Raw genomic sequence first — 21,479 nt, 5'->3', positions numbered from 1 at the left:
CCGATTACCTCGCTGCGCGGCCGGATCGGCGCCGGAGCGCGGCCGGATCGGCCCGCAACACGCCCGTGTTAGGCTCGCGACGCCCACTACCTGGAGAGTTGCGCATGAGCAATCACCGGTCCGTCGTCATCAACGGGGACCTCGGCAGCGGCAAGTCGACGGTCTCCGTCGAGCTGGCGAGCCGGCTCAACCTGCGCCGCATCAGCGTCGGCGACATGTACCGGGAGATGGCCCAGCGCCGCGGCATGACGGCGCTGCAGCTCAACCTGCACGCGGAGCTCGACGACGCGATCGACAGCGCGGTGGACAACCTGCAGAGCGAGATCGCGAGCTCCGGCGAGCAGCTCATCGTCGACAGCCGCCTCGCCTGGTTCTTCTTCCACGAGGCGTTCAAGGTCCACCTCATCACCGAGCCGAACGAGGCCGCCCGCCGGGTGCTGTCCCGCCCGCACAGCGAGGTGGAGAACTACGCCTCGCTGGAAGAGGCGAAGAAGAACCTGCACAGCCGCAGCGAGAGCGAGCGGATGCGGTTCCTGACCCGCTACGGCGCGGACAAGTACCGGCTGCGCAACTACGACCTCGTCGCCGACAGCACCCGGGCCAACCCGACCCAGGTGGTCGACGCCGTCCAGGCCGCCTTCGAAGGCCGCCTCGGGGCCGAGATCCTGCGCGAGCGGGCGCCGCTGCTGCTGCTCGACCCGATGCGGATCTACCCGACCCGCGAGATCGACTTCGCCGACGAGACGCTCGCCCAGGAGCTGGCCGGGGCGGGCCCCGCGGACCTGGAGCCGCTCACCATCGGCCACAGCGGCCAGGACTACTACGTGATCGACGGCCACCGCCGGCTGAGCGCGGCCGTGCAGAACGGCCTGCACCTCGTCCCGGGCCTGCTGCTCGCGGAGAACGAGGAGCCGGTCACCAACCGGTCCAGCGCCAACGACTACTTCCGGGCCCACGTGACCCCCAGGGTGATCGGGGCGTGGGAGCGGGTCCACAACACCGAGCTGCACAGCCCGTCTGAGGTGCGTGCCGGTCAGTAGTGAGTAACGGTACTCAGGCGGCCGGGCCCCGGCCGCCCGAGACTCATCTCATGACCGCACCCGTGCCGCAGAAGACCACCGCGGCCTTCTTCATCCAGTCCGCCCTGTCGTTCGGCATCTCGATCGTCGGCGTCGGGGTGGGCATCGCCTACCTGCCCGTCGACGCCTGGATGCGGGCGTTCCTGGGGCTGGGCCTGCTCTACACCGTGACGTCGGCGTTCACGCTGGCCAAGGTCATCCGCGACCAGCAGGACTCGGCGACGGTCGTGCAGCGCGTCGACCAGGCCCGCCTGGACCGCATCCTGACCGAGCACGACCCCTTCCGGGGCTAGCCCCCTACCTCCCTACCGCCCTGGTACCGCTCTTTTGCGGGCGGCCGCTTACCCCTCACCGCCCTCTTGCGGGCGGCCTCTAACCCTCACCGCCTTTTGCGGGCGGCCTCTAACTGGTTACTGGGCGGCCGACTCCAGGCCGTTGACCTGCACGACGACGTGCTCGGCGGCGGCCACCGCCTCGGCCGCGACCATGACCTCGATCGCGGCCAGGGGCTCGGCCGCAGCGAGGGTCTCCATGGCGCTGCGCCGGCAGATCCGGACGGGCTTGCGCTTGTTCACCAGGCCGAGCAGGGGCGCCCCGGCCACGAAGAGCAGCGCGCCGGCGCCGACCAGGGCCAGCGGCAGCCAGGCCGAGTCGGCGATCGCCTCGCCGCCGAAGTGGCCCAGCAGCGCCCCGTAGGAGGCCCACAGCGTCGCCGCGAGCACGTCGTAGGTGGCGAAGCGGCGGGTCGAGATGCCGTTGCGGCCCGCGTACACCGCGGTGATCATCCGGCCGGCCGGGACGAACCGGCAGAACAGCACGGCCAGGAAGATGTGCCGCTGCATCGCCTCGCTGAGCTTGGCGGCCACCTTCGCGGCCCGGCGGGGCAGCGCCCGCTGGGCCCGGTTGCGGCGGGCGAGCCGCCGGCCGACGAGGAAGGCGAGCAGGTCGCCGGCGACCACACCGGCGGCGCCCGAGAGCACGAGGAGGAACAGCTGGGCGTGGCCCGAGGCGGAGAGGATGCCGCCGCCGATCATGAGGGCCTGCGCGGGAACGACCGGGATGAAGGCGTCGACGGTGAGCAGCACGAGCACCGTGGCGTAGAGCACAACGGGCGCGGACACGAGGTCCAGTACTGCGCTCACCATCTCGGACACGCCATGGTCCGGCCCCCAACCCTGCGAATCGGCTTTCCCCCGTTGACCATGGCAACACGGTCGCACCGAATCGCATGCCCAACTCGACACGATTGTGTCCCGCATCTCCTTCGAAATACCTGAGAAACGCAGGGGTTAGCAGGTGAAGGTCACCCGACGGTCTCGTGGATGTAACACCAGCGCCAGACCTCACCCGGCTCGATCGACTGCATCACCGGATGGTGAGTCACCAGGAAGTGCTGGGTGGCGTGCCGGCGCGGCGACGAGTCACAACAGGCCACATGGCCGCAGGCCAGGCACTGCCGTAGGTGCACCCAGTCGGTGAACCCGCCCTCCACGCACTCCGGGCAGCCTTCCACCACCGGCGGCTCCCGCTTCTCGGCCGCTTCCAGATGCGTGCAGGTCACAGATCCCCCCGCTCGAGCAGTGACTCTTCCAGGTCCATGTCGCGCTGCGCCTGCCGCAGCGTCTCCTCCGGGATGCGCCCGGTGTCGCGCGCCGTGCGGAACACCTCACGCTCGGCGTTCAGCATCTCGCGGCGCAGCCGGGCGTAGGCGGCGGACGGCGTTTCCCGGTCCGCCCTTCCCAGCCGCTCCCACGCCAGGTTGGAGCGGCTCTGCGCCACCTGCCGCAGCCGCTCGACCACGCCCTCGGGGGCGTCGCCGGCCATCTCCTCCAGACGCTCCTTGCCGGCCCGGGACGCCTCGTGCTGCACCGAGGCCTCGGCCAGCGCGTCCTCCTTCTCGTCGTCCGGCGGGACCTTCAGCCAGCGGGCGACGGTGGGGAGGGTTGCTCCTTGCAGTACCAATGTGGCCACAATGACCCCGAATGCCAGGATCACGAACAGGCCTCGCGGATACGACTCGCCGTCGGCGAGGTGCACGGGCAGCGAGAGCGCGGCGGCCAGGGTGACCGCGCCGCGCATGCCGGCCCACGAGATCACCGCCGGGGCGGCCAGCGGCGGGGACGGGTCGCGGCGGCGGATCCGCGGCACGAGCCGGGTGAAGTACGTCGTGGGGAACAGCCACACGATCCGCGCCACGATCACCACGCCGACCACCGCGGCCAGGGCGCCCATGGTGAACGCGAACGAGCGCTCCACGTTGGCGATGAGGCTGCGCAGCTGCAGGCCCACGAGGAGGAAGACCACGCCCTCCAGCAGGAACTTCACCATCCGCCAGAAGGCGTCCATCTGCAGCCGGGAGGCGGCGGACATCAGGGTCGGCATCCGGTGCCCGAGCGACAGGCCGCAGACCACGACCGCGACGACCCCGGAGGCGTGCACCGCCTCGGCCGGCAGGAACACCAACCACGGCGTGAGCAGCGACACGGCGTTGTCGATGAGCGGGTTGCGGATCCGCTTGTGCACGAAGCCGATGAGCAGGCCGCCGGCCACGCCGAAGGCGACGCCGCCGACGACCGCGATCGACGCCTCACTGGCGATCGACCAGCCGTCGACCGCCTCGCCGACCGCCGCGGCCACCGCGACCCGGAGCGTGACCAGGGCGCTCGCGTCGTTGATGAGGCTCTCGCCCTCCAGCACGGTGACCACGCGGCGCGGCAGGCCGATGCGGCGGGCGACCGCCGTGGCCGCCACCGCGTCGGGCGGGGCGACGACCGCGCCCAACGCCAGGCAGGCGGCCAGCGGTACCGCCGGAAGCAATGCGTGCAGCGTGAACCCCACGGCCGCTGTGGTGAACAGCACCAGCCCGATCGCCAGGAGCAGGATCGGACGCAGGTTGAACTTGAACGCGGGCACCGAGGTCTCCAGCGCCGCGACGTAGAGGATCGGCGGCAGGATGCCGGTGAGCACCACCTCGGGTTCGAGCTCGATCTCCAGCAGCCCGGGCACGAACGACACGACGATGCCGACGACGACCAGCAGGATCGGCGACAGCACCCCGATGCGGCGCGCGACCACCGAGGTGGCGACCACGACCGCGATCAGTCCGACGATGTTATCGAGCCCGTGCACGCGCGAAGCTTATCCACGCCATGTTTCGATCGCGCGCGGCCTGCTGGTGGACGGCCCGCTCCGCCCGAGTGACCGGCGCGTGCGCAAGACGGGCCGAGCCTGAGAGACTGCACCCGCACATGCGCAGAGCCGTCACGTAGGGGAGGATCGTCCTCATGTGTGCTGCACGGCAAATACCTGTGCCCCTTGGGCGGGTCTAGGCATGGCTGACTTCAGCACGACCGTGGATCTGCGCAGCCGACGGATCGGACCATTCGCCGGCGAGCGGATCCGCGTGCTGCTGGTCGAGGACGATCCGGGCGACGCGTTCCTGGTCCGCGAGCTGCTCGCGGAGGCCGACGCCCCATTCGACGTGGACATCGCGCAGACGATGCGGGAGGCCCGGCCGCGCTTCCGCGACGTGCACTGCATCCTGCTCGACCTGGGCCTGCCCGACGCCAGCGGCCTCGACGGCCTGCGTCAGGTCCTGCAGCACGCGGCCGGCGCCGCCGTCTGCGTGCTCACCGGGCTGGAGGACGAGCACCTGGGCACCGCCGCGGTGGCCGAGGGCGCGCAGGACTACCTGGTCAAGGGCACCGTGGACGGGGCCGGGCTGTCGCGCGCGGTGCGGTACGCGGTCGAGCGCCGGCGCGCCGACGAGCAGGCCCGCCTGCTGCGCGAGTCCGAACTGCGCCAGGCCGAGTCGTCCCGCCTGGAGCGCGGCCTGCTCCCCCAGCCGCTGATGCGCGACGTGGCCGCCGAGCTGTACTCCATCTACCGCCCCGGCCGCGACCGCGCCCTGCTCGGCGGGGACTTCTTCGACGCCATCGGGGTCGACGGCGGCGCCCGCCTGCACCTGCTCATCGGCGACGTCTGCGGCCACGGCGTGGACGAGGCGCCGCTGGGCGTGGCCCTGCGCGTGGCCTGGCGGGCCCTGGTGCTGGCCGGCGTGCCCGAGGAGCAGATGCTGGACTCCCTGGAGCAGGTGCTCGTCGCCGAGCGGCGCACCGACGAGCTCTTCGCGACCGTCGCGGTGGCCACCGTCGACCTGACCACCGGCACCGCCCGCATCCGCCTGGCCGGGCACCCGCCGCCGATCCTGATCCGCGACGGCCGGGCCGAGCCGTGCGACGTGGACCCAGGGCTGGTGCTGGGCGTCGTGCCGGGCATGCCGCGACCGGCGGCCGAGATCGGGCTGGGCACCAACGACGACTGGGCGCTGCTGCTGTACACCGACGGGCTCATCGAGGGCGCGGCCGGCGCCGACGCCGGGGCCGGTGAGCGCCTCGGCGTCGACGGGCTGTGCCAGGTGCTGCGGGAGCCCAACCGGGCCGCCCCGCGGGACCTGCCCGGCTGGCTGGCACTGCAGGCCGAGGCGCACAACGGCGGCCCGGTGCCCGACGACATCGCCGTGCTCCTGCTGACCCCATCGAGGACGTCATGAACCCCCCAGCCTCCTGGTCGCTGTGGCGGCGCATCATCGCCCTGTGCGCGGTCGTCGCGGGCCTCCTCGGCCTCATCGCGGTGAGCGCCGCGATCACCGCCACAGCCAACCGCACCGACACCAACCAGGTGATGGACCACCTCACGCCGGCCCTCGTCAATGCCGAGCGGCTGTACTCCCAGTTGCTGCGCCAGCAGTCCAGCGTCCGGACGTACGCGTTGACCGGCAAGGACTCCGATCTCGACAACTACCGCGACAGCCAGGCACAGGAGGCGCAGATCCTGGCGGAGACCCAGCGGCTCGTCGGGGACGACCCGGTCCTCGCGGAAACGCTGCGCCAGGTGGCGGCGGGCACGGCGGCGTACCGCAGCCAGGTCACGGAACCAGTGATCCAGCAGACGAAGTCCAGCGGCGTGGACCCGGAGCGGGCCGCGCCCACGGACAGCTCGCGCGCCATTTACAACGACGCCGCCGGCCGCATCACCAAGCTGTCGCAGCAGCTCATCGCCCGCCGGGACGCGGTCTCCGTCGAGGTGCGCCAGACCGGCAACGTGCTCGTCCTCCTGCTGATCTTCGCCGCCGTGGTCGTGGTGGTGGCCGGCGCAATGCTCGCGCTGCTCCTGCGCCGCCTCGTCACCCGGCCGGTGACCAACCTGGCGGCCGAGGTGCGGCGGGTGGCGGCGGGCGACTACGACTACGAGATCCACAGCCTCGGCCCACCGGAGCTGGCCGACCTCGCCGGCGACGTCGACACCATGCGCCGCCGGATCAACGCCGACCTCACCGACGTCCAGGAGGCCCGCCGCCAGGTGGAGGAGGCCAACCGGATGCTCGAGCAGCAGGCGGCGGAGCTGACCCGCTCCAACCGGGACCTCGAGCAGTTCGCCTACGTGGCCAGCCACGACCTGCAGGAGCCGCTTCGCAAGGTCGCCAGCTTCTGCCAGCTCCTGCAGCGGCGGTACTCCGGGCAGCTCGACGAGCGCGCGGACCAGTACATCGGCTTCGCCGTCGACGGGGCCCAGCGCATGCAGCGGCTCATCAACGACCTGCTCGCGTTCTCCCGCATCGGCCGGCTGACCAACGGCTTCACCGAGGTCGACCTCAACAAGGTGGTCCTCGACGCCGCCGCGCAGTTCGACGCCCAGCGCGAGGCCACCAACGCCGAGATCATCTTCACCGACCTCCCCGCCGTGCGCGGCGAGGAACCGCTCCTCGGCGCCCTCTTCAGCAACCTCATCGGCAACGCCATCAAGTTCCGCCGCCCCGACGTCCCCCCGCGGATCATCATCGACGGCCACCCCACGGAAACCGGCGAGTACGAGATCAGCGTCGAGGACAACGGCATCGGCATCGAGCCCGAGTTCGCCGACAAGGTCTTCGTGATCTTCCAGCGGCTCCACGCCAAGGAGACGTACCCCGGCACCGGCATCGGCCTGGCCATCGCGAAGAAGATCGTCGAATACCATGGCGGCCGGATCTGGATCGACCCCGCGCACCGCGAAGGTACGCTGTTCCGGTTCACGCTCCCCGTTCCAGCCGTCGTGTTAGAGGAGTCCGCTTCATGAGCGCACCCGTGGAAGCATCCCTGCCGATCGAGGTGCTTCTCGTCGAGGACGACCCGGGCGACGTGCTCATGACGCAGGAGGCGTTCGAGGAGCACAAGGTCCGCAACAAGCTCAATGTGGTGCAGGACGGCGAGGAGGCCCTGGCCTACCTGCGGCGCGAGGGCCGGTTCGCCGACGCCACCCGGCCGGACCTCATCCTGCTGGACCTCAACCTGCCACGCGTCGACGGCCGGGAGGTGCTGCAGGTCATCAAGGAGGACCAGGACCTGCGCCGGATCCCGGTGGTCGTGCTGACCACCTCGCAGGCGGACGAGGACATCCTGCGCAGCTACTCGCTGCACGCGAACGCCTACGTGACCAAGCCGGTCGACTTCGACAGCTTCATCGCCGTGGTGCGCCAGATCGACGAGTTCTTCGTGAGCGTCGTCAAGCTGCCGCCGCGTAGCTGACCCTTGTAGCGGATGAGTCCGGACATCCTCGATGTCCGGACTCATCCGACGTATCACCGCTAGGCGGGGAGCTGCGCGACCTTCGCCAGCAGCAGCGCCTCGGCCGTGCACACCCGCTCGAACTCGCCGAGGTGCAGGCTCTCGTTCGGCCCGTGCGCCCCGGTCTCCGGGTCCTCGACCCCGGTGACGAGGATCGCCGCCTTCGGGAACAGGTCCTGGAACGTGGCGATGAAGGGAATCGAACCGCCGATTCCCATGTCTACCGGAGCGGCACCGTCCCAGGCCGCCGCGAAGGCCTCCCGCGCCGCGTCGTACGCGGGCCCGGTGGCATCGATCTGACAGGGCTCCCCGAGCTGCTCGAGCTCGATGGTCACCTTGGCCCCCCAGGGCGCGCGCCGGTTCAGGTGCTCGACCATCGCGTCGTACACCTGCTGCGCCGAGTCCCCGGGCGCGATCCGCACGCTGAACTTCGCCTTCGCCACCGGCACCAGCGCATTGGGCGCCCCGGACGTCGGCGGCGCGTCGATGCCGAGAATCGAGATCGCGGGCCGCGTCCACAGCCGCTCGACCAGCCGCCCGCTGCCGATGAACTGCACCCCGTCGAGCATCCCGGCCTCTTCCCGGAACCGCTCCTCGGGATAGTCCAGCGGCGCCGAGGGCGTGCGGAGCAGCCCCTCCACGGCAACGTCCCCGTTGTCGTCGTGCAGGCTGGCGATGAGCCGCGAGAGCGTGATCAGCGCGTCGGGGACCGCCCCGCCGAACATCCCGCTGTGCACGGCCTGCTCCAGCACCCGCACCTCGACGAACCCGTTCACGATCCCGCGCAGCCCGGTGGTGAGCGCCGGCTGCCCGATGTCCCAGTTCCCGGAGTCCGCGATGACGATCACGTCGGCCGCGAGGTCGTCGCGGTACTCCCGCAACAGATCCTCGAGCGACTCCGACCCGTACTCCTCTTCGCCCTCGATGAAGACGACCACCCCGACCGGCAGGTCGTCCCCGAAGGCCCGGAGCGCCGCGATGTGCGCCATGACCCCGGCCTTGTCATCGGCCACGCCACGCCCGTACAGCCGCCCGTCCCGCTCGACGGCCACGAAGGGGTCACTCCGCCACTGCTGAAGATCCCCAACCGGCTGTACGTCATGATGCGCGTACAACAGCACGGTAGGCGCCCCGGGCGGCGCGGGCCGACGCCCGATGACCGCGGGCTGCCCACCCTGACGCACGATCCGCACGTCCGGCACCCCAGCCCCGCGCAGCAGCTCCGCCACGGCCTCGGCCGACCGCTCCACGTGACTGTGATCAAACCCGGCGAACGCGATCCCCGGGATCTGAACCAGCCGTTCCAGATCCGCGCGCACGCCCGGCATCTCCCGCCGGATCGCGGCGCGAAGTTCTTCCTCGGTTCGTACTGTCATACGCAGAACTTACTGCGCAGCCCTCTCGAGCGTGCTCTCCGCCCCATTTCCAGCCACCACGAGCAACAGGCCCCCGCTACCCCCTTCGCGCGGTCCGTCTACCCCCGTGCTCGCCCGCTTCAACCCACCAGTCCAAGGCCTCCCGCCCCGGGTCATCCACGCCGGCCTCGCCCGCTCCGACCCAAGGCCCCCTGCCCCGGCCGGGCTCGCCCGGTCCACGCATCAATCCAAAGCACCCCCAGGTCGCTCGGTTCGCCCCCTCTGCCCAGGGGGCGCCTGCTCCCGGACCGCAGCCCCAGGCCCTTCGCCACGACCACGGCCGCCGGGAAGCGGAGTCCCCCTCGGCCTCAGTCCGCCCACGTTCCGCGCCGACGTCCACGCCGGGCCTCTCTCGGCTACATCCACCCACGATCCCCGGCGCAGCCACATCGATCCCCGGCGCAGCCACATCGCCCAACGACAGCCGACGCCCTGCGCCTCCCCACGGCCGGTCACCCGGCGGCCGAGGCGCCGATCATCCGACGGTCGCGACGCCGGCCCGCCCGACGGCCGCGACGCCGGCCCGCCCGACGGCCGCGACGCCGGCCCGCCCGACGGCCGCGACGCCGGCCCGCCCGACCGTCGACGGGCGCCCCGCCCGACCGTCGGTGCCGGGCCGCCCGGCGGCCGCGGTGCCCGTCACCGGGCGGGCCCAACGACGGGCCCGCAATCCCGGTCCTCTGAGGGCGAGCCGCTCTCCTAGGCCTCCGCGGTCCGGCCTTCCCCGCCCTCGTCCGATCCGTTGCCGCGCATCCAGCCACGCATTCGACCGGCCCCGGCGCCGACCCAGCCACCGACGTCCACAGCACCGTCGCCGAGCTTGCGCAGCAGCGACACCAGCGGGTCCTGCGACCGGCTGAACGCCTCCCGGTACGAGGCCGCCGCCGCCTTGATCTCCTCGCTCACCGACGCGTTGCCGTCGTCGTCGCGCCGCGGGTAGTCGCCGGAGAGGATCCGCTGGTACTCCCCGCTATCGATCCAGGCCCGCACCTCGGCCGCCCGCGCCACGGGCATCGGGTGCGAGCGGGCCGTCACCATCCGGATCTTGATCAGGCTGTCGCGCAGGTCCCCGGCCCGGTCGAACTCGGCCGCCTGCTCCAGGAACGCGGTGGTGTCGACCTCAGACAGGTCGCCGCCGCCGGCCAGCTTCATCGCGAGCCGCAGCGACGCCGCCGGATCCTGGCAGGCGAGCAGCCCGGCCCGGTCCGCCGACAGCTCGGCCTTGCGCCACCACTCCATCAGCGCCGCGACGATCGCCCGCAGGACCATCGAGCCGACCGGCAGCCAGGCCAGCCGCACCGCCCAGTCGGTCAGGATCATGACCATCGTCCGGTACACCGCGTGCCCGCTGACCAGGTGCCCGAGCTCGTGCCCGAGCAGGCACCGCAGCTCCTCGTCGTCGAGCAGCTCCACCGCACCGGAGTTGACCACGATGAACGGCTTCGACATGCCGATGCACATGCCGTTGATCGACCGGTCCTGCTGCACGAACAGCTCGGGCAACTCGGCGACGTCCAGCGAAGCGCCGGCCTCCGCCAGCAGCCGATGGACCCGCGGGTACTGCCGGTGGTCGACACGAATCGCGTTGCCGAGGAACTGCAGCCGCCAGGCACGCTCGTTCCAGAGCGCGTGCAGCGACTTCAGCACGTCGTCGAAGCCGCGCAGCTCCCGCAGTGCGACCAGTGCTCCCCGGTCGGCCGGATGCTCCCAGGCCCGCGAACTGATCCCCGTCAGCACGACCCGTCGCCGCGCCGGAGGATTCCCGCTCTGCGCCTCGTCAGTGGTCATCCGCTCCGCTCCTCCCCGTCCGGCCCCTTATCCGGATCGTCCTCCAGTGTTGCGCCGGCCGTCCACCCGCTCGGGCCGATGATGTACTCAATTTCCGGGTCGTGCGGCTCCACCGGATCCCCGTCCACCAGCACATCGGCGGCGGCGGAGGGCTTGTCCTCGGCGAAGTGCCCGTCCTCGGACGCCATCCAGCGCATCCACTCGTCGCGCAGCGCCTCGCCGTCCCGCTCGATTCCGCGCCGAATCCGCAGCTCGCGAGGCGCGTGGACCAGCACGCCGAGCGTCAGGTCCGGCCGCATCCCCACCGAGGCGCTGCCAACGCCCTCGACGACCAGCACGTCCGGCGGCTCGATGCTCGTCCATTCGTCGCCGAGCCGTTCCCGCTCCCAGTCGTACTGCCGATATGCCCCCGCCTCCCCGCGCCGGAACGGCTCGAACACCCACTCCCGCAGCCGCTGCTGCCAGATGAGCAGCTTCGACCACCCGTCGAGGTAGTCGTCCGTGTGCAGCACGGTCACCCGCCGGCGCGTGCCCAGCTCCGCCGCCAGCCGCCGGGCGAACGTCGTCTTCCCCGATCCGGCCCGCCCGTCGACCCCGATGAGCCGCACTGCGCCCAGCCGCGCCGGCCGCGCCAGCACCAGGTCGGCGAGCTCTCGATACGTCCCTTTCACCGCTCCCCCGTCTCTACACGCGCACCATCGCTGCACGGCGACCGTCTCGGCCCACGTCGTACCCGCGGGCCTATCGGCGTTGCCGAACTCACCCGCAGTACGAACGGCTCATCATGCTCTTCATCCCCTCCTGGCCGTGATCGTCGGCAGCCCTTCCGGCGCGCCCCCCTCGATGAGCCGCCACAGGGCGTCGGTGTCGAGGTGCTCCTCCACCAGGTCCCCGAGCACGTCGACAGTCCGCTCCCGCAGTGCCGCGAACGAGGTGTCCGGCGCCACCTCGAAGCCCGTGCGCCCGGCGAGCCGGGCCGCCTCGGTCAGGAACGCCCGCCGGAACCGGTCCGACTCGAAGGCCCCGTGCCAGTGCGTGCCGAAGACGTTGCCCACCACCGCACCCTCCCCGGTCCCGTCCGGCAGCCTGATCAGCGGCCGTTCGGCGCCGCGGACGACCCGGCCGTGATGGATCTCGTACCCCTGGACGGGCACCCCGTCGAACGCCGTCCCCTTCGGCAGGGCCAGCGTCTTGCGCGCCGCGAACGCGATGTCCACCGGCAGCAGCCCCAGCCCCGAGACCGTGCCGCGCCCGCTCTCCACCTCGTCGTCGATGCGCTCGGCCAGCATCTGGAACCCCCCGCAGATCCCCAGCAGCGGCCGCCCCGCCTTCGCGTGCCGGACGATCGCGTCGGCCAGGCCGCGCACGCGCAGCCAACCCAGGTCGTCCACAGTGGACTTGCTGCCGGGCACCACCACGAGGTCGACGTCGGCCAGATCGGCGGGCTCGACCGTGAGCCGCACCTGCACGCCGGGCTCGCACGCGAGCGCCTCGGCGTCGGTGGCGTTGGACAGCCGCGGCAGCCGGATCACGGCCACCCGCAGCCATTGACTGCCCCGCGCCGGCGCCGGCCGCCCCAGCACCCGCCCGTCGTAGGCGAGCGAGTCTTCGGCGTCCAGCCACAGGTCGTACGACCACGGCAGCACCCCGAACGTGGGCCTCCCCGTCAGCTGCGTGAGCGAATCCACCCCCGGCTGCAGCAGCCCCGCGTCGCCCCGGAACTTGTTGATGACGAACCCGCTGACCAGCGCCTGGTCCTCGGCGTCGAGCAGCGCCAGCGTGCCGAACAGCGCCGCGAACACCCCGCCCCGGTCGATGTCCCCCACCACGATCACCGGAAGGTCGGCGGCCCGCGCCAGCCCCATGTTGGCCAGGTCCATCGCCCGCAGGTTGATCTCCGCCGGGCTGCCCGCCCCCTCGCAGATCACCACGTCGTGGCGGCCCCGCAGCTCTTCGAGCGTGTCCAGCACCGTCGTCCGGAGCCGGTCCTTGATCTCGGCGTAGTTCGCCGCGCCGATGTGCCCGACCGCCTGCCCGAGAACGATGACCTGGCTGCGGCGGTCCGAGCCGGGCTTCAGCAGCACCGGGTTGAAGCGAACGCTCGGCGCCAGCCCGCACGCGACCGCCTGCAGGGCCTGCGCGCGCCCGATCTCGCCCCCGGTGCCGTCCGGCTCGATCGCGACGGCCGAGTTGTTCGACATGTTCTGCGCCTTGAACGGCGCGACGTTGACTCCTTGCCGGTGCAGCCACCGGCAGATCCCCGCCGTCAGCAGACTCTTGCCCGCGTCCGACGTGGTTCCCGCGACGAGCAAACCACCCTTGCCTCTCACGCCGCCCATTCTGCCGTGGGGGTACGACACGAATTTCGCCCGACCACGAAACGTGCTCGCCGAACTACGTTCCGCAACCTCATCGCCACCCACCCGGAAACTGTCACAACCCCCCGGTACGTTCGCGGCATGAATCTCTCGGCTGGCAGGCGAGCGGACGCCGCCGGCATCCTGCTGGGTGCCGCGCTCGACGCGATCTTCGGCGATCCGCGCAGGTGGCACCCGGTGGCCGGCTTCGGCCAGTTCGCCGGCGCCCTGGAACGGCGCCTGTATGCCGACGACCGCCGGGCCGGCGCCCGGTTCGCCGCGGTCGCCGTCGGGGCGCCCGTGGCCGCCGCGGTCGCCGGCGCGTGGCTCACCCGGCGTCACCCCGTGGCCCGCACCGCCCTGATGGCCGCCGCGACCTGGTCCGCGCTCGGCGGCGCGAGCCTCGCCCGCGAGGGACGCGTCATGGCCGGCCGCTTGGCCGCGAACGACCTGCCCGGGGCCCGCGACCAGCTGCCCAACCTGTGCGGCCGCGACCCGGCCGCACTGGACGCTCCCGAGCTGGCCCGTGCCACCGTGGAGTCGCTGGCCGAGAACACCTCCGACGCCGTGGTCGCCCCGCTGTTCTGGGCGGCCGTGGCGGGCGTGCCCGGCATCGTCGGATACCGCGCAATCAACACGCTCGACGCCATGGTCGGACACAGATCGGATCGGTACCGCAGGTTCGGCACGGCCAGCGCCCGCCTCGACGACGCGGCCAATCTTGCCCCGTCGCGGCTCACCGCCGCGCTGACGGTCGCCGCGGCCCCGCTCGTCGGCGGCCGCCCGTCCGAGGCGCTACGGATCTGGCTGCGCGACGGTTCCCGGCACCCGAGCCCGAACTCGGGCCAGTGCGAGGCGGCCGCGGCCGGCGCGCTGGGCATCAGGCTTGGCGGCCGCAATGTCTACGGCTCGCGCGTCGAGGAGCGTCCGCACCTGGGCGACGGCGGCCCGCCGGCCCCTGCCGACGTGCGCCGCGCCGCCACGCTCTCGCTCGCGGTCGGCACCGCCGCGGCGGTGCTGGCCGCCGGCGCCCGCCTCCTCATCGCCCGGCGGCGCCGGAAACGGTAGGCCCCGGACGCGCGCCTTCACCACGCCGAGTAACCAGCCCATCGACGGGATGAATCTGCAGGAAGGGAGGGCAGAACCATCGACGGCCTTTGGCGCCGCCTAGCAAGCAGATGGCGCAAAAACAAGAGCTTGTCTCGTATCCGTCGCAGACTTAGTTTGCTGTCGTGCAGCTCGCGCTCCTCCCCGTTCTGGCACCGCTTCGCGAGTTCCGTCGCGACGATGTGCATTCGCCTGTGCTCGATGAGTTCATGGGTGGGCTGGGAGTCGGCTACAGCTACGGACCACCGTTCGGGCAGCGGCTCGTCACCTGGGCCGACCTGCAACGCATGGAGCTTCCCCGTCGCATGCTGCGCCGACAGGCCGCCCACAACCTCGACGCACGACTCGGTGCCGTTGGCGTCCACGGACAGCCACCGGCGCTCATGCTCACCTTCGAAGGAATCGCCTCCACCCTCCTCCTGGCGGAGAGCCTCTGGGCCGGCCTGGAGCGCTCCGTACCCGGCGAGCTCGTCGTCGGCGTCCCGGCGCGGGACGTCGTCATCGTCACCGGCTCCCACTCCCCGCCCGGCCTCGCCAAGATTAGGCGCGCCGTGGACCGGATCTTCTTCGCCGGCGACCGGCACCTGCTGTCGCGGAAGCTGCTCGTGCGGCGCCGAGGCATCTGGGAGCCGTTCGCGGCGGCACAGGCCCGCACCCCCGAGGCCGCGTTCTGACCGACGCCCCACCGGTCCGCCCGCCCAGCTGAGCAGCCGGGCGGGCGCGCGCCCAAGCGCCGCCCGCCGCCCTCGGGCCGCCCCTCCGGCAGGACCACCGACTGGGCCCACGCCGGCAGCCTCGGCACCGACCCGCACCCAACTCAGCTGGCCCGCGCCCCGGAAACGGCGCCCGCCAACGAGGCTTACGCCAGCACCATCGACACCCCCTACGAGCGCCGGTTCGACCCCACCGCCGCCACCACGCCGGGGCTGCCCAACACACGGCGACCGGTGCACGGGACCGTTGACTCGGCGCCGAAACTCGAGCGCCAAGCCGGCGTTCCCGGCCGCCCACCCTGCGGAAGGAACGACGTGGACAAGCGGGCAGACCGCGGCCGGCGACCTGGAGGCAAGCCAGCCGCAGCGCCGCGCGAGGTCCCGGGCCAAAGAATGGACAAGGGCCCCCGCCCGGCCGGATAGTTCCCGGATTGGCCATAAAATCGATGGCATGCGACGGGATGTCCTACTCGCCCTGGGGTTTGCGGGGTTTGTGGTCCTGGGCGCTTGGCGGGCCGGGCTCTTGCAGGAGCCGCCTCGGGAGCTGGATCTCCTGGGGTACACGCTCGCCGCGGGGGCGGCGTTCGGGCTTGCGTGGCGACGGCGGTCGCCGCTCGTGCCGGTGGTCGGTGCCGTCGGGATCAGCTCCGTGTACCTGCTGGCGGGCTACCCGTTCGGGCCGATCCTGCTGGCCGTCGTGTGGGCGATGTTCGAGTACGCGCGCCGGCGGCCGCTGCGCGAGTCGGCGCTAGCGGCGGGGGTGGCGGCCGGGGTCTCCGTCGCGGCCGTGCTGCCGCGGATGTCGCAGCACCTCGACCTGCCCGCCGTCGGGCTGCTGCTGTGGGGGGCCTGCTGGCTGGCCGTGCCCTGGTCGCTCGGGGCCCTCGTGTCCATGCAGCGCCAGGCCCGGGCACAGAAGGAGATCGAGATCGTGCGGCGGGCGGTCCTCGAGGAGCGGATCCGGGTCTCGCGGGAGGTGCACGACGTGGCGGGGCACGGCTTCGCGGTGGTGGCCATGCAGGCCGGGGTGGCGCTCGTGGTGCTCGACGAGCGACCCGAGCAGGCCCGGGAGGCGCTGCAGGCGATCCGGGCGACGAGCCGCGCCGCGCTCGACGAGCTGCGGGCCGTCATCGAGAACATCGACTCACCGGCCGACATCGGCGGCCTGGTCGAACAGGTGCGCGCGGCCGGGGTCGAGGTGGCACTGGAGCACGACGAGCTGTGGGGCGCCAGCGAGCGGCAGCGGCGGATCGCGTACGAGGTGGTCCGCGAGTCCCTCACCAACGTCCTGCGCCACGGCGGCGGCACCTCGGCGGCCGTCTCCGTCCGCAAGGACGACGGCAGCGTCCTAGTCGTGGTCACCAACGACGGGGACGGGCGCGCCAAGAAGGGCAGCGGGATCGGGCGGGGAATCGAGGGCATGCGCGAGCGCGTCGAGGAGGCCGGGGGTACGTTCGAGGTGCGGACCGGCCGGCGATTCGAGATCCACGCGAGAATCCCCCGATGAGCGAACGCATCCGGGTCGTGGTCGTTGACGACGAGGCGCTCATCCGCAGCGGGCTCCGGATGCTCATCGAGCGGGAGCCCGACCTCGAGCTGGTCGGCGAGGCCGCCGACGGGGCCGGGGCGATCGAGCTCATCCGCCGGCTCCGTCCCGACGTGGCGCTCATCGACATCCGGATGCCGGGCGTCGACGGGCTCGCCGCCCTCCGGGCAATCAACCAGGACCCCAAACCGCCCGATACAGCCCCCGCGCCGCCTGGACGAGACGCGGCGCAGCGCAAGACAGCCCCAGCACGGCCCGGAGCAGACCCGGCAGAGCGTGAGGCAGCCTCCGCGCCTTCCGGAGCAGACCCCGCCCAGCCTGTAGCAGACAACGCTCGGCCCGGGATGGGCTCGGCGGCGCCCAGGACGAAGGTCGTAGTCGTCACCACGTTCGAGACCGACGAGAACGTGTTCGCGGCGCTGCAGGCCGGCGCCGCCGGGTTCGTACTCAAGGACGCCGAGCCGGCCGAGCTGATCCGGGCCATCCGGGTCGTGGCGGGCGGCGAGGCACTGCTGTCCCCGTCCGTGACCCGGCGGGTCATCGCGCGGTTCGGCGGGGGCAGCGGCGCGCCGGTCGCCGTCGATCAGCTCACCGAACGGGAACGGGAGGTGGCCGCCTGGGTCGCCACCGGGCGGTCCAACGACGAGATCGCCGCCGAGCTGGCGGTCAGCCCGGCGACGATCCGCACCCACGTCGGCCGGGCGATGCTCAAGCTCAACGCCCGGGACAGGGCCCAGCTCGCGGTCTTCGCCATCCGAGCCGGGCTCACCACCAAGTAGCCGAAGCCCCGCCGCACCACCGAACCCGCCGCACCACCGCCCCGCACCACGGAAGCGCGCCGCACCGCCAGAGCCGCCACACCGCCGGGCGGCGGCACCGCCGGGCGGCGGCACCGCCAGAGCCGCCCCACCACGGAGCCGCCGCACCACCGCAGCCCACAAGGCCTGCCCAGGTCGCGGTGGTGCTGGTCATCCGCAACGTCGGCGATTTACACGAGGATGCCTACAACGGCCAGGACCAGAGCCGCTGCCGGCCACACACGAAATCGGGTCCCGCCCGGCGCGCCGGTCGTCGGGCGGCGGGCAGCAGGCGCGTACGCAGGCAGTACCGATCAATCGCCTGCCAGCTCGGCCGCGATCCGCTGCAGCACTTCAGTGGCCGGTTCGCCGGTGGTGCGGGTGTGGTCGAGCAGGATGAGGGCGGCCAGGTTCGTCATCCCGGTGAAGGCCCGGCCCACGTCCGCGACCGTGTCCTCCTCGCCGATCATCTGCTGCAGGTACCCGCTGCGCGTCCCCGCGTCCTGCGGCGACTGGAACAGCAGGGTCAGCACACCGATGGCGTTGCGGGTGTCCTCGCGGCGACGCGTATCCATAACCCCAAGGAATAGCATCAACCTCCTATCGTGCACGGCATGACGATCGACGAAGGTCCGGTCGACGGCCGGAACTCACGGGTGGCGGACGTCTGTTTCGCGGTGTTCAGCACGCTCGCCGTCGCGCTCTGGCTGGTCGTGGCGTTCTCGGTGTACCTGATGGCGCCCGACGCCAACACGCAGGAGGGCCTGGCTGCGTTCGCCGGCGGGGTGACGATGCTCGCGGCGGTGCCGCTGGCCCTCGTCTGCACGGGAGCGGCCGCTGTCTCGCGGGCGGCGGGCCGCGGCGGCGTCGGCTGGGTCGTGGTCGGCGTCGTCGCGTTCCTCGCCGTCTGCGCCACGCCATGGATCGCGCGCAGCCTCTCCGCGCTGGTCGAGTAGCAGCCCACCCAAAGCCCGACGCCCAAAGCCCGAGGGTCGAAGCCCGAAACTCGGAGCTCACCCTCCACTCCCCCGCCATGCGCAGCGCCATCCCCGCCGTCGCCAAGCGCACCGGCGCGGGCACCGGACACGTCATCCTCGCCGCGTACGCGGTCGCCCTGTACCGCCGCACCGGCCACAATCCCAGCGTCGCCCAGCTCGTCGTCGGCAACCGCTTCCTGCCCCGGGTGCGCCGACTCGGTCAGCCAGCTCGCCCAGCTCAGCCTATGCGCGATCGACGTCACCGACCGGGGACGCGGAAGCGGCGCCGGACGACGTCATCGGGCGCGCGTTCACCGCCTCCGCGCAAGCTCGACGTCCTCGACGCCGACATCAGCTTCGACGCCGGACCCGACGCGTTCGACGTCGCGATCTGCGCCGACACCCACCGGCTCGCGCCCGCCGACACCGAGGCGCTGGCGATGGAGATCGAGCGGGCGGTCGTCGAAGACTTTTTCGGCGGCGCTGTCGAAACGGCGGAGGCTCGTCCGACGCAGGGGTGAAGGCGCAAGCACACCCTCGACGAAGGAGACACCGCGATGTCGTTCCAGGCCTACCTCGACGCGCTGGAGACCAAGACCGGCAAGACCCCCCGTGAGCTGCTCGCCCTCGCCGCCGAGCGCGGGCTCGAGGGCCCCGCGACCAAGGCCGCCCCGGTGGTGGACTGGCTGCGCGACGACTACGGCGTCGGCCGCGGCCACGCGATGGCGCTGCTGCACGTCATCAAGCGCGGCGCGACGATCTCCACCAAGCACGTCGGCGCGACCGGTACCCACCGCGACGAGTCCGACACGCTCTGGCTCGACGGCAAGAGCTCCAAGCCGAAGGCGTGACCGCGATCGCAGGGCCGGCGCCCGACCATGGTGGCGAGCGCCGGCCGTTGGATGCATTGCAGAGCTACCGCGATGTCCGCCGGGGTACGGACCGTAACTCCCGTGGCCTCACCCTCCGCGGGTAGTCACGGTCCCCCTGGCGGTTGCCGCACTACGCGGCGGAGCACACCGTCCCGTTGAGCGTGAAGGCGGACGGCAGGACGTTCGGCCCGCTGTACGCGCCCACGAAGCCGACGCTCGTGCTGCCGCCGGCGACCAGGTTGGTGTTGAAGTCGGCCGGCGTGACGCGGACCGTGGTGCCGCTCTGGCTCCAGGTGCCGTTCCACCCGCTGCTCACGTTCTGCCAGCCGGTGGGCCAGGTGAACGCGAGGGTCCAGCCGTTGAGCGGCGCCGTCCCGGTGTTGGTGACGGTGATCGTGCCGACGTACCCGTTGCCCCAGTCGTTGTCGTCGCTGAAGTGCACGCTGCACGTACTGGTGGCCGGGGCGCCGGTGGTGAAGGTCAGCGGCGGCGAGGACCAGCTCACCCGCCCGGCGCCGTCGCGGGCCAGGACGTTCACGGTGTACCGGGTGCCGGGCGTGAGGTTCGTCGCGGTGAAGCTCGTCGAGGTGGTCTCCCCGAGCTGCTCGCTGCGCGCCCCGTACTGCCGGTACACCTCGTACTTCACCCCGGCCTGCGTCGCCGGCCAGGTGAGCGTGGCGCTGCGGTCGGTCACCGCTGAGGCGGACGGCCGCGCCGGGGTGGCCGGGAGCACGCCGGGCGCCGACGCCGGGTGCAGCGTCAGGACCGTGAGCGAGTACGGCGCCAGGGTCTGCGCCGTCGCCGAGCCCGTCGAGGACGACGCGATGCCGGTGGCCCCGTTGAGGTACGACTCGACCTGAGGCGCGGCGGAGGACGGCGTGTAGCCGTCGTAGCCGATCTTCACGGCGTGCGGGTTGGCCGGGTCCAGGTTGACCAGCAGCACGGTCAGGTCGCCGTTGGCCCGGCGCGCGGCGTGCGCGGCGACCAGCGGGTTGTCGGTGCCGGCCCGGATCAGCTGGTCGCCGGGGCGGGCGAAGGAGTGCATGAGCTTCAGCGCGTGGTACGGCGCGAAGGGCGTGTTCATCGCCGGCTCGCAGACGTTGTTGGCGCACCCGCCGCTGGACAGCATGCCGAAGTCGCCGTAGTCGGTCTGCCCGGCGACGGTGGACACGGTGCCGATGCCGTTGTGCACGTCCCACCAGTCGACGGTGAAGACGCCGTTCTCCAGCATGCCGCTGTACGTCTGGGCCAGGAACAGCGCCCCCGGCTGGGTGTTCTGCCCGACCCCGACGTTCGTCTCGGTGAGGCTGATCCCGATCCGGCCGGCGTTCGCCCCCGCGTACCGCGCGATCTGCGCCTTGGCCAGGTACATCATGTCGTCGATCTGCGAAGGCTTGGCCAGCGCCTCGGCCTCGCTGCCGCCGCCCGGGTACCAGTGCAGGTCGACGAAGTCGATGGACGGCCCCGCGATCGACAGCACGACCTGGTTCCACGTCCCGGCGTCCCCGCCCCCGACCAGCCCGTCGGGCCAGTTGGCCGGCGTGGTGAGCACCGCGCCGATCTTCACCGTCGGGTCGACCGCCTTCATCGCCTGTGAGAAGGCGACGACCCCTTCGGCATACGCCTTGGGGCTCTTGTCGGCGTGGTCGTCGGCCTCCCAGGCCGTCCCGTAGTGCCCGTTGCCGTAGTTCTCGTTGCCGATCGTCCAGTACTGCGCGTGGTAGCCCTTGGTCACGTTGGCGTACCGCACCCAGTCGGCCGCCTCCTGCGCCGTCCCTGTCCCGTAGTTCGCGATGATCATCGGCTGCGCGCCGATCCGCTGCATCGAGGCCATGAACGTGTCGAAGTCGGTCCCGGGTGCGACGTAGCCACCCGGCGCGGTGTGCGTCTGCCAGTGGTAGATGTCGGCGTACGAGCCGCCGGGGTAGCGCACCATCCCGGCCCCGGCCGCCCTGAGCAGGTCCGACACGGCGGTGCTGCCCAGCTCGGAGTCCCAGATGGCATCGTTGACACCGAGCGCGGTGTCGGCCACGGTGGCCAGCCCGGCGCGTGCGTTGACGGTGACGTTGGCCGGCACGGCGTCGGCGAAGGCGGTGCCGGAGGCGGGCGCGCTACCGAGCGCCCCGGCGGTGAGCAGCAGCGCGAGCGCCCACCCGGCGCGGCGCACTGAACCCTGGGTCATGGCGGACCTCTCGACTCGGGATGCGGAAACGCTTCGACGCT

General features: G+C 72.1%; 22 protein-coding genes. 12 read left to right on the top strand and 10 right to left on the bottom strand.

What is annotated here, in order from left to right; genetic code table 11:
- Positions 1-104 precede the first annotated feature (104 nt).
- The gene (locus ABD352_RS17795) at positions 105-1,040 is read left to right on the top strand and encodes an AAA family ATPase (protein ID WP_344613497.1); all 936 of its coding nucleotides are present in this window, start codon (positions 105-107) and stop codon (positions 1,038-1,040) included.
- A gap of 50 nt (positions 1,041-1,090) precedes the next feature.
- The gene (locus ABD352_RS17790) at positions 1,091-1,372 is read left to right on the top strand and encodes a YiaA/YiaB family inner membrane protein (RefSeq protein ID WP_344613496.1); all 282 of its coding nucleotides are present in this window, start codon (positions 1,091-1,093) and stop codon (positions 1,370-1,372) included.
- Between the two features lie 117 nt (positions 1,373-1,489).
- On the opposite strand, the gene ABD352_RS17785 is transcribed toward ABD352_RS17790, so the two are convergent.
- The 3 genes from ABD352_RS17785 to ABD352_RS17775 form a co-directional block, all read right to left on the bottom strand.
- Complete coding sequence (locus tag ABD352_RS17785) at positions 1,490-2,224, bottom strand: DedA family protein (RefSeq protein ID WP_344613495.1); 735 nt, start codon at positions 2,222-2,224, stop codon at positions 1,490-1,492.
- A 158-nt stretch (positions 2,225-2,382) separates the two neighbouring features.
- Positions 2,383-2,640 carry a UBP-type zinc finger domain-containing protein gene (locus ABD352_RS17780; protein WP_344613494.1) on the bottom strand — a complete coding sequence of 86 codons (258 nt, stop codon included), beginning with the start codon at positions 2,638-2,640 and terminating at the stop codon, positions 2,383-2,385.
- On the bottom strand, positions 2,637-4,208 hold the full coding sequence (locus ABD352_RS17775; protein ID WP_344613493.1) for a Na+/H+ antiporter: 1,572 nt from the start codon (positions 4,206-4,208) through the stop codon (positions 2,637-2,639). Before ABD352_RS17775 ends, ABD352_RS17780 begins: the two co-directional genes overlap by 4 nt.
- 202 nt (positions 4,209-4,410) lie before the next feature.
- Here ABD352_RS17775 and ABD352_RS17770 point away from each other — a divergent pair, with 202 nt between their 5' ends.
- From ABD352_RS17770 to ABD352_RS17760, 3 genes are read left to right on the top strand one after another with little or no spacing between them, the layout of a single operon-like run.
- Complete coding sequence (locus ABD352_RS17770) at positions 4,411-5,631, top strand: PP2C family protein-serine/threonine phosphatase (protein ID WP_344613492.1); 1,221 nt, start codon at positions 4,411-4,413, stop codon at positions 5,629-5,631.
- Positions 5,628-7,196 carry a sensor histidine kinase gene (locus ABD352_RS17765; RefSeq protein WP_344613491.1) on the top strand — a complete coding sequence of 523 codons (1,569 nt, stop codon included), beginning with the start codon at positions 5,628-5,630 and terminating at the stop codon, positions 7,194-7,196. Before ABD352_RS17770 ends, ABD352_RS17765 begins: the two co-directional genes overlap by 4 nt.
- The gene (locus tag ABD352_RS17760) at positions 7,193-7,645 is read left to right on the top strand and encodes a response regulator (RefSeq protein WP_344613490.1); all 453 of its coding nucleotides are present in this window, start codon (positions 7,193-7,195) and stop codon (positions 7,643-7,645) included. Before ABD352_RS17765 ends, ABD352_RS17760 begins: the two co-directional genes overlap by 4 nt.
- A gap of 59 nt (positions 7,646-7,704) precedes the next feature.
- On the opposite strand, the gene ABD352_RS17755 is transcribed toward ABD352_RS17760, so the two are convergent.
- The 5 genes from ABD352_RS17755 to ABD352_RS17735 all read right to left on the bottom strand — a co-directional run bounded on the left by ABD352_RS17755 (position 7,705) and on the right by ABD352_RS17735 (position 13,217).
- Positions 7,705-9,060: a dipeptidase gene (locus ABD352_RS17755; RefSeq protein ID WP_344613489.1), complete on the bottom strand. Its 1,356-nt coding sequence runs from the start codon at positions 9,058-9,060 to the stop codon at positions 7,705-7,707.
- Between the two features lie 514 nt (positions 9,061-9,574).
- Entirely contained in the window at positions 9,575-9,769 is a 195-nt protein-coding gene (locus tag ABD352_RS17750; RefSeq protein ID WP_344613488.1) for a hypothetical protein, read from the bottom strand.
- A 29-nt stretch (positions 9,770-9,798) separates the two neighbouring features.
- Positions 9,799-10,887 carry a M48 family metallopeptidase gene (locus tag ABD352_RS17745; protein WP_344613487.1) on the bottom strand — a complete coding sequence of 363 codons (1,089 nt, stop codon included), beginning with the start codon at positions 10,885-10,887 and terminating at the stop codon, positions 9,799-9,801.
- The gene (locus tag ABD352_RS17740; protein WP_344613486.1) at positions 10,884-11,558 is read right to left on the bottom strand and encodes a uridine kinase family protein; all 675 of its coding nucleotides are present in this window, start codon (positions 11,556-11,558) and stop codon (positions 10,884-10,886) included. Before ABD352_RS17740 ends, ABD352_RS17745 begins: the two co-directional genes overlap by 4 nt.
- A gap of 120 nt (positions 11,559-11,678) precedes the next feature.
- Positions 11,679-13,217 (bottom strand): cobyric acid synthase, encoded by a 1,539-nt coding sequence (locus tag ABD352_RS17735; protein WP_344613485.1) that lies wholly within the window; start codon positions 13,215-13,217, stop codon positions 11,679-11,681.
- A 129-nt stretch (positions 13,218-13,346) separates the two neighbouring features.
- Here ABD352_RS17735 and ABD352_RS17730 point away from each other — a divergent pair, with 129 nt between their 5' ends.
- From ABD352_RS17730 to ABD352_RS17715, 4 genes are all read left to right on the top strand, one after another.
- The gene (locus ABD352_RS17730) at positions 13,347-14,312 is read left to right on the top strand and encodes a cobalamin biosynthesis protein (RefSeq protein ID WP_344613484.1); all 966 of its coding nucleotides are present in this window, start codon (positions 13,347-13,349) and stop codon (positions 14,310-14,312) included.
- Between the two features lie 248 nt (positions 14,313-14,560).
- Positions 14,561-15,025: a DUF1444 domain-containing protein gene (locus ABD352_RS17725; protein WP_344613483.1), complete on the top strand. Its 465-nt coding sequence runs from the start codon at positions 14,561-14,563 to the stop codon at positions 15,023-15,025.
- A 490-nt stretch (positions 15,026-15,515) separates the two neighbouring features.
- Complete coding sequence (locus ABD352_RS17720) at positions 15,516-16,571, top strand: sensor histidine kinase (RefSeq protein ID WP_344613482.1); 1,056 nt, start codon at positions 15,516-15,518, stop codon at positions 16,569-16,571.
- Entirely contained in the window at positions 16,568-17,389 is an 822-nt protein-coding gene (locus tag ABD352_RS17715) for a response regulator (RefSeq protein WP_344613481.1), read from the top strand. Before ABD352_RS17720 ends, ABD352_RS17715 begins: the two co-directional genes overlap by 4 nt.
- Positions 17,390-17,721: 332 nt before the next feature.
- Here ABD352_RS17715 and ABD352_RS17710 read toward each other — a convergent pair whose 3' ends face one another.
- The gene (locus ABD352_RS17710; RefSeq protein WP_344613480.1) at positions 17,722-17,982 is read right to left on the bottom strand and encodes a hypothetical protein; all 261 of its coding nucleotides are present in this window, start codon (positions 17,980-17,982) and stop codon (positions 17,722-17,724) included.
- A 39-nt stretch (positions 17,983-18,021) separates the two neighbouring features.
- Between ABD352_RS17710 and ABD352_RS17705 the strand changes: the two genes are divergently transcribed.
- The 3 genes from ABD352_RS17705 (at position 18,022) to ABD352_RS17695 (ending at position 19,235) form a co-directional block, all read left to right on the top strand.
- Positions 18,022-18,363: a hypothetical protein gene (locus ABD352_RS17705; protein ID WP_344613479.1), complete on the top strand. Its 342-nt coding sequence runs from the start codon at positions 18,022-18,024 to the stop codon at positions 18,361-18,363.
- Between the two features lie 77 nt (positions 18,364-18,440).
- On the top strand, positions 18,441-18,905 hold the full coding sequence (locus ABD352_RS17700; protein ID WP_344613478.1) for a hypothetical protein: 465 nt from the start codon (positions 18,441-18,443) through the stop codon (positions 18,903-18,905).
- Positions 18,906-18,941: 36 nt separating this feature from the next.
- A complete protein-coding gene (locus ABD352_RS17695) occupies positions 18,942-19,235 on the top strand; it encodes a DUF4287 domain-containing protein (protein ID WP_344613477.1) in 294 nt (97 codons plus the stop codon).
- A gap of 151 nt (positions 19,236-19,386) precedes the next feature.
- Here the strand turns inward: ABD352_RS17695 and ABD352_RS17690 are convergent, their stop codons facing one another.
- Entirely contained in the window at positions 19,387-21,438 is a 2,052-nt protein-coding gene (locus ABD352_RS17690) for a cellulose binding domain-containing protein (protein WP_344613476.1), read from the bottom strand.
- Positions 21,439-21,479: the final 41 nt, after the last annotated feature.

Source organism: Dactylosporangium salmoneum, assembly GCF_039532525.1.
Lineage (GTDB): Bacteria > Actinomycetota > Actinomycetes > Mycobacteriales > Micromonosporaceae > Dactylosporangium > Dactylosporangium salmoneum.
The sequence above is the reverse complement of the archived record's forward strand: the minus strand, read 5'-3'. Positions and strand labels throughout refer to the sequence as shown.

What these genes read in the sequence shown, in the direction of transcription:
- ABD352_RS17795 (WP_344613497.1), top strand. Translation starts at nt 105, where the DNA reads ATGAGCAATCACCGGTCCGTCGTCATCAACGGGGACCTCGGCAGCGGC.
- ABD352_RS17790 (WP_344613496.1), top strand. Translation starts at nt 1,091, where the DNA reads ATGACCGCACCCGTGCCGCAGAAGACCACCGCGGCCTTCTTCATCCAG.
- ABD352_RS17785 (WP_344613495.1), bottom strand. Translation starts at nt 2,224, where the DNA reads ATGGTGAGCGCAGTACTGGACCTCGTGTCCGCGCCCGTTGTGCTCTAC.
- ABD352_RS17770 (WP_344613492.1), top strand. Translation starts at nt 4,411, where the DNA reads ATGGCTGACTTCAGCACGACCGTGGATCTGCGCAGCCGACGGATCGGA.
- ABD352_RS17765 (WP_344613491.1), top strand. Translation starts at nt 5,628, where the DNA reads ATGAACCCCCCAGCCTCCTGGTCGCTGTGGCGGCGCATCATCGCCCTG.
- ABD352_RS17760 (WP_344613490.1), top strand. Translation starts at nt 7,193, where the DNA reads ATGAGCGCACCCGTGGAAGCATCCCTGCCGATCGAGGTGCTTCTCGTC.
- ABD352_RS17755 (WP_344613489.1), bottom strand. Translation starts at nt 9,060, where the DNA reads ATGACAGTACGAACCGAGGAAGAACTTCGCGCCGCGATCCGGCGGGAG.
- ABD352_RS17745 (WP_344613487.1), bottom strand. Translation starts at nt 10,887, where the DNA reads ATGACCACTGACGAGGCGCAGAGCGGGAATCCTCCGGCGCGGCGACGG.
- ABD352_RS17730 (WP_344613484.1), top strand. Translation starts at nt 13,347, where the DNA reads ATGAATCTCTCGGCTGGCAGGCGAGCGGACGCCGCCGGCATCCTGCTG.
- ABD352_RS17725 (WP_344613483.1), top strand. Translation starts at nt 14,561, where the DNA reads ATGGGTGGGCTGGGAGTCGGCTACAGCTACGGACCACCGTTCGGGCAG.
- ABD352_RS17720 (WP_344613482.1), top strand. Translation starts at nt 15,516, where the DNA reads ATGCGACGGGATGTCCTACTCGCCCTGGGGTTTGCGGGGTTTGTGGTC.
- ABD352_RS17715 (WP_344613481.1), top strand. Translation starts at nt 16,568, where the DNA reads ATGAGCGAACGCATCCGGGTCGTGGTCGTTGACGACGAGGCGCTCATC.
- ABD352_RS17710 (WP_344613480.1), bottom strand. Translation starts at nt 17,982, where the DNA reads ATGGATACGCGTCGCCGCGAGGACACCCGCAACGCCATCGGTGTGCTG.
- ABD352_RS17705 (WP_344613479.1), top strand. Translation starts at nt 18,022, where the DNA reads ATGACGATCGACGAAGGTCCGGTCGACGGCCGGAACTCACGGGTGGCG.
- ABD352_RS17700 (WP_344613478.1), top strand. Translation starts at nt 18,441, where the DNA reads ATGCGCAGCGCCATCCCCGCCGTCGCCAAGCGCACCGGCGCGGGCACC.
- ABD352_RS17695 (WP_344613477.1), top strand. Translation starts at nt 18,942, where the DNA reads ATGTCGTTCCAGGCCTACCTCGACGCGCTGGAGACCAAGACCGGCAAG.
- ABD352_RS17690 (WP_344613476.1), bottom strand. Translation starts at nt 21,438, where the DNA reads ATGACCCAGGGTTCAGTGCGCCGCGCCGGGTGGGCGCTCGCGCTGCTG.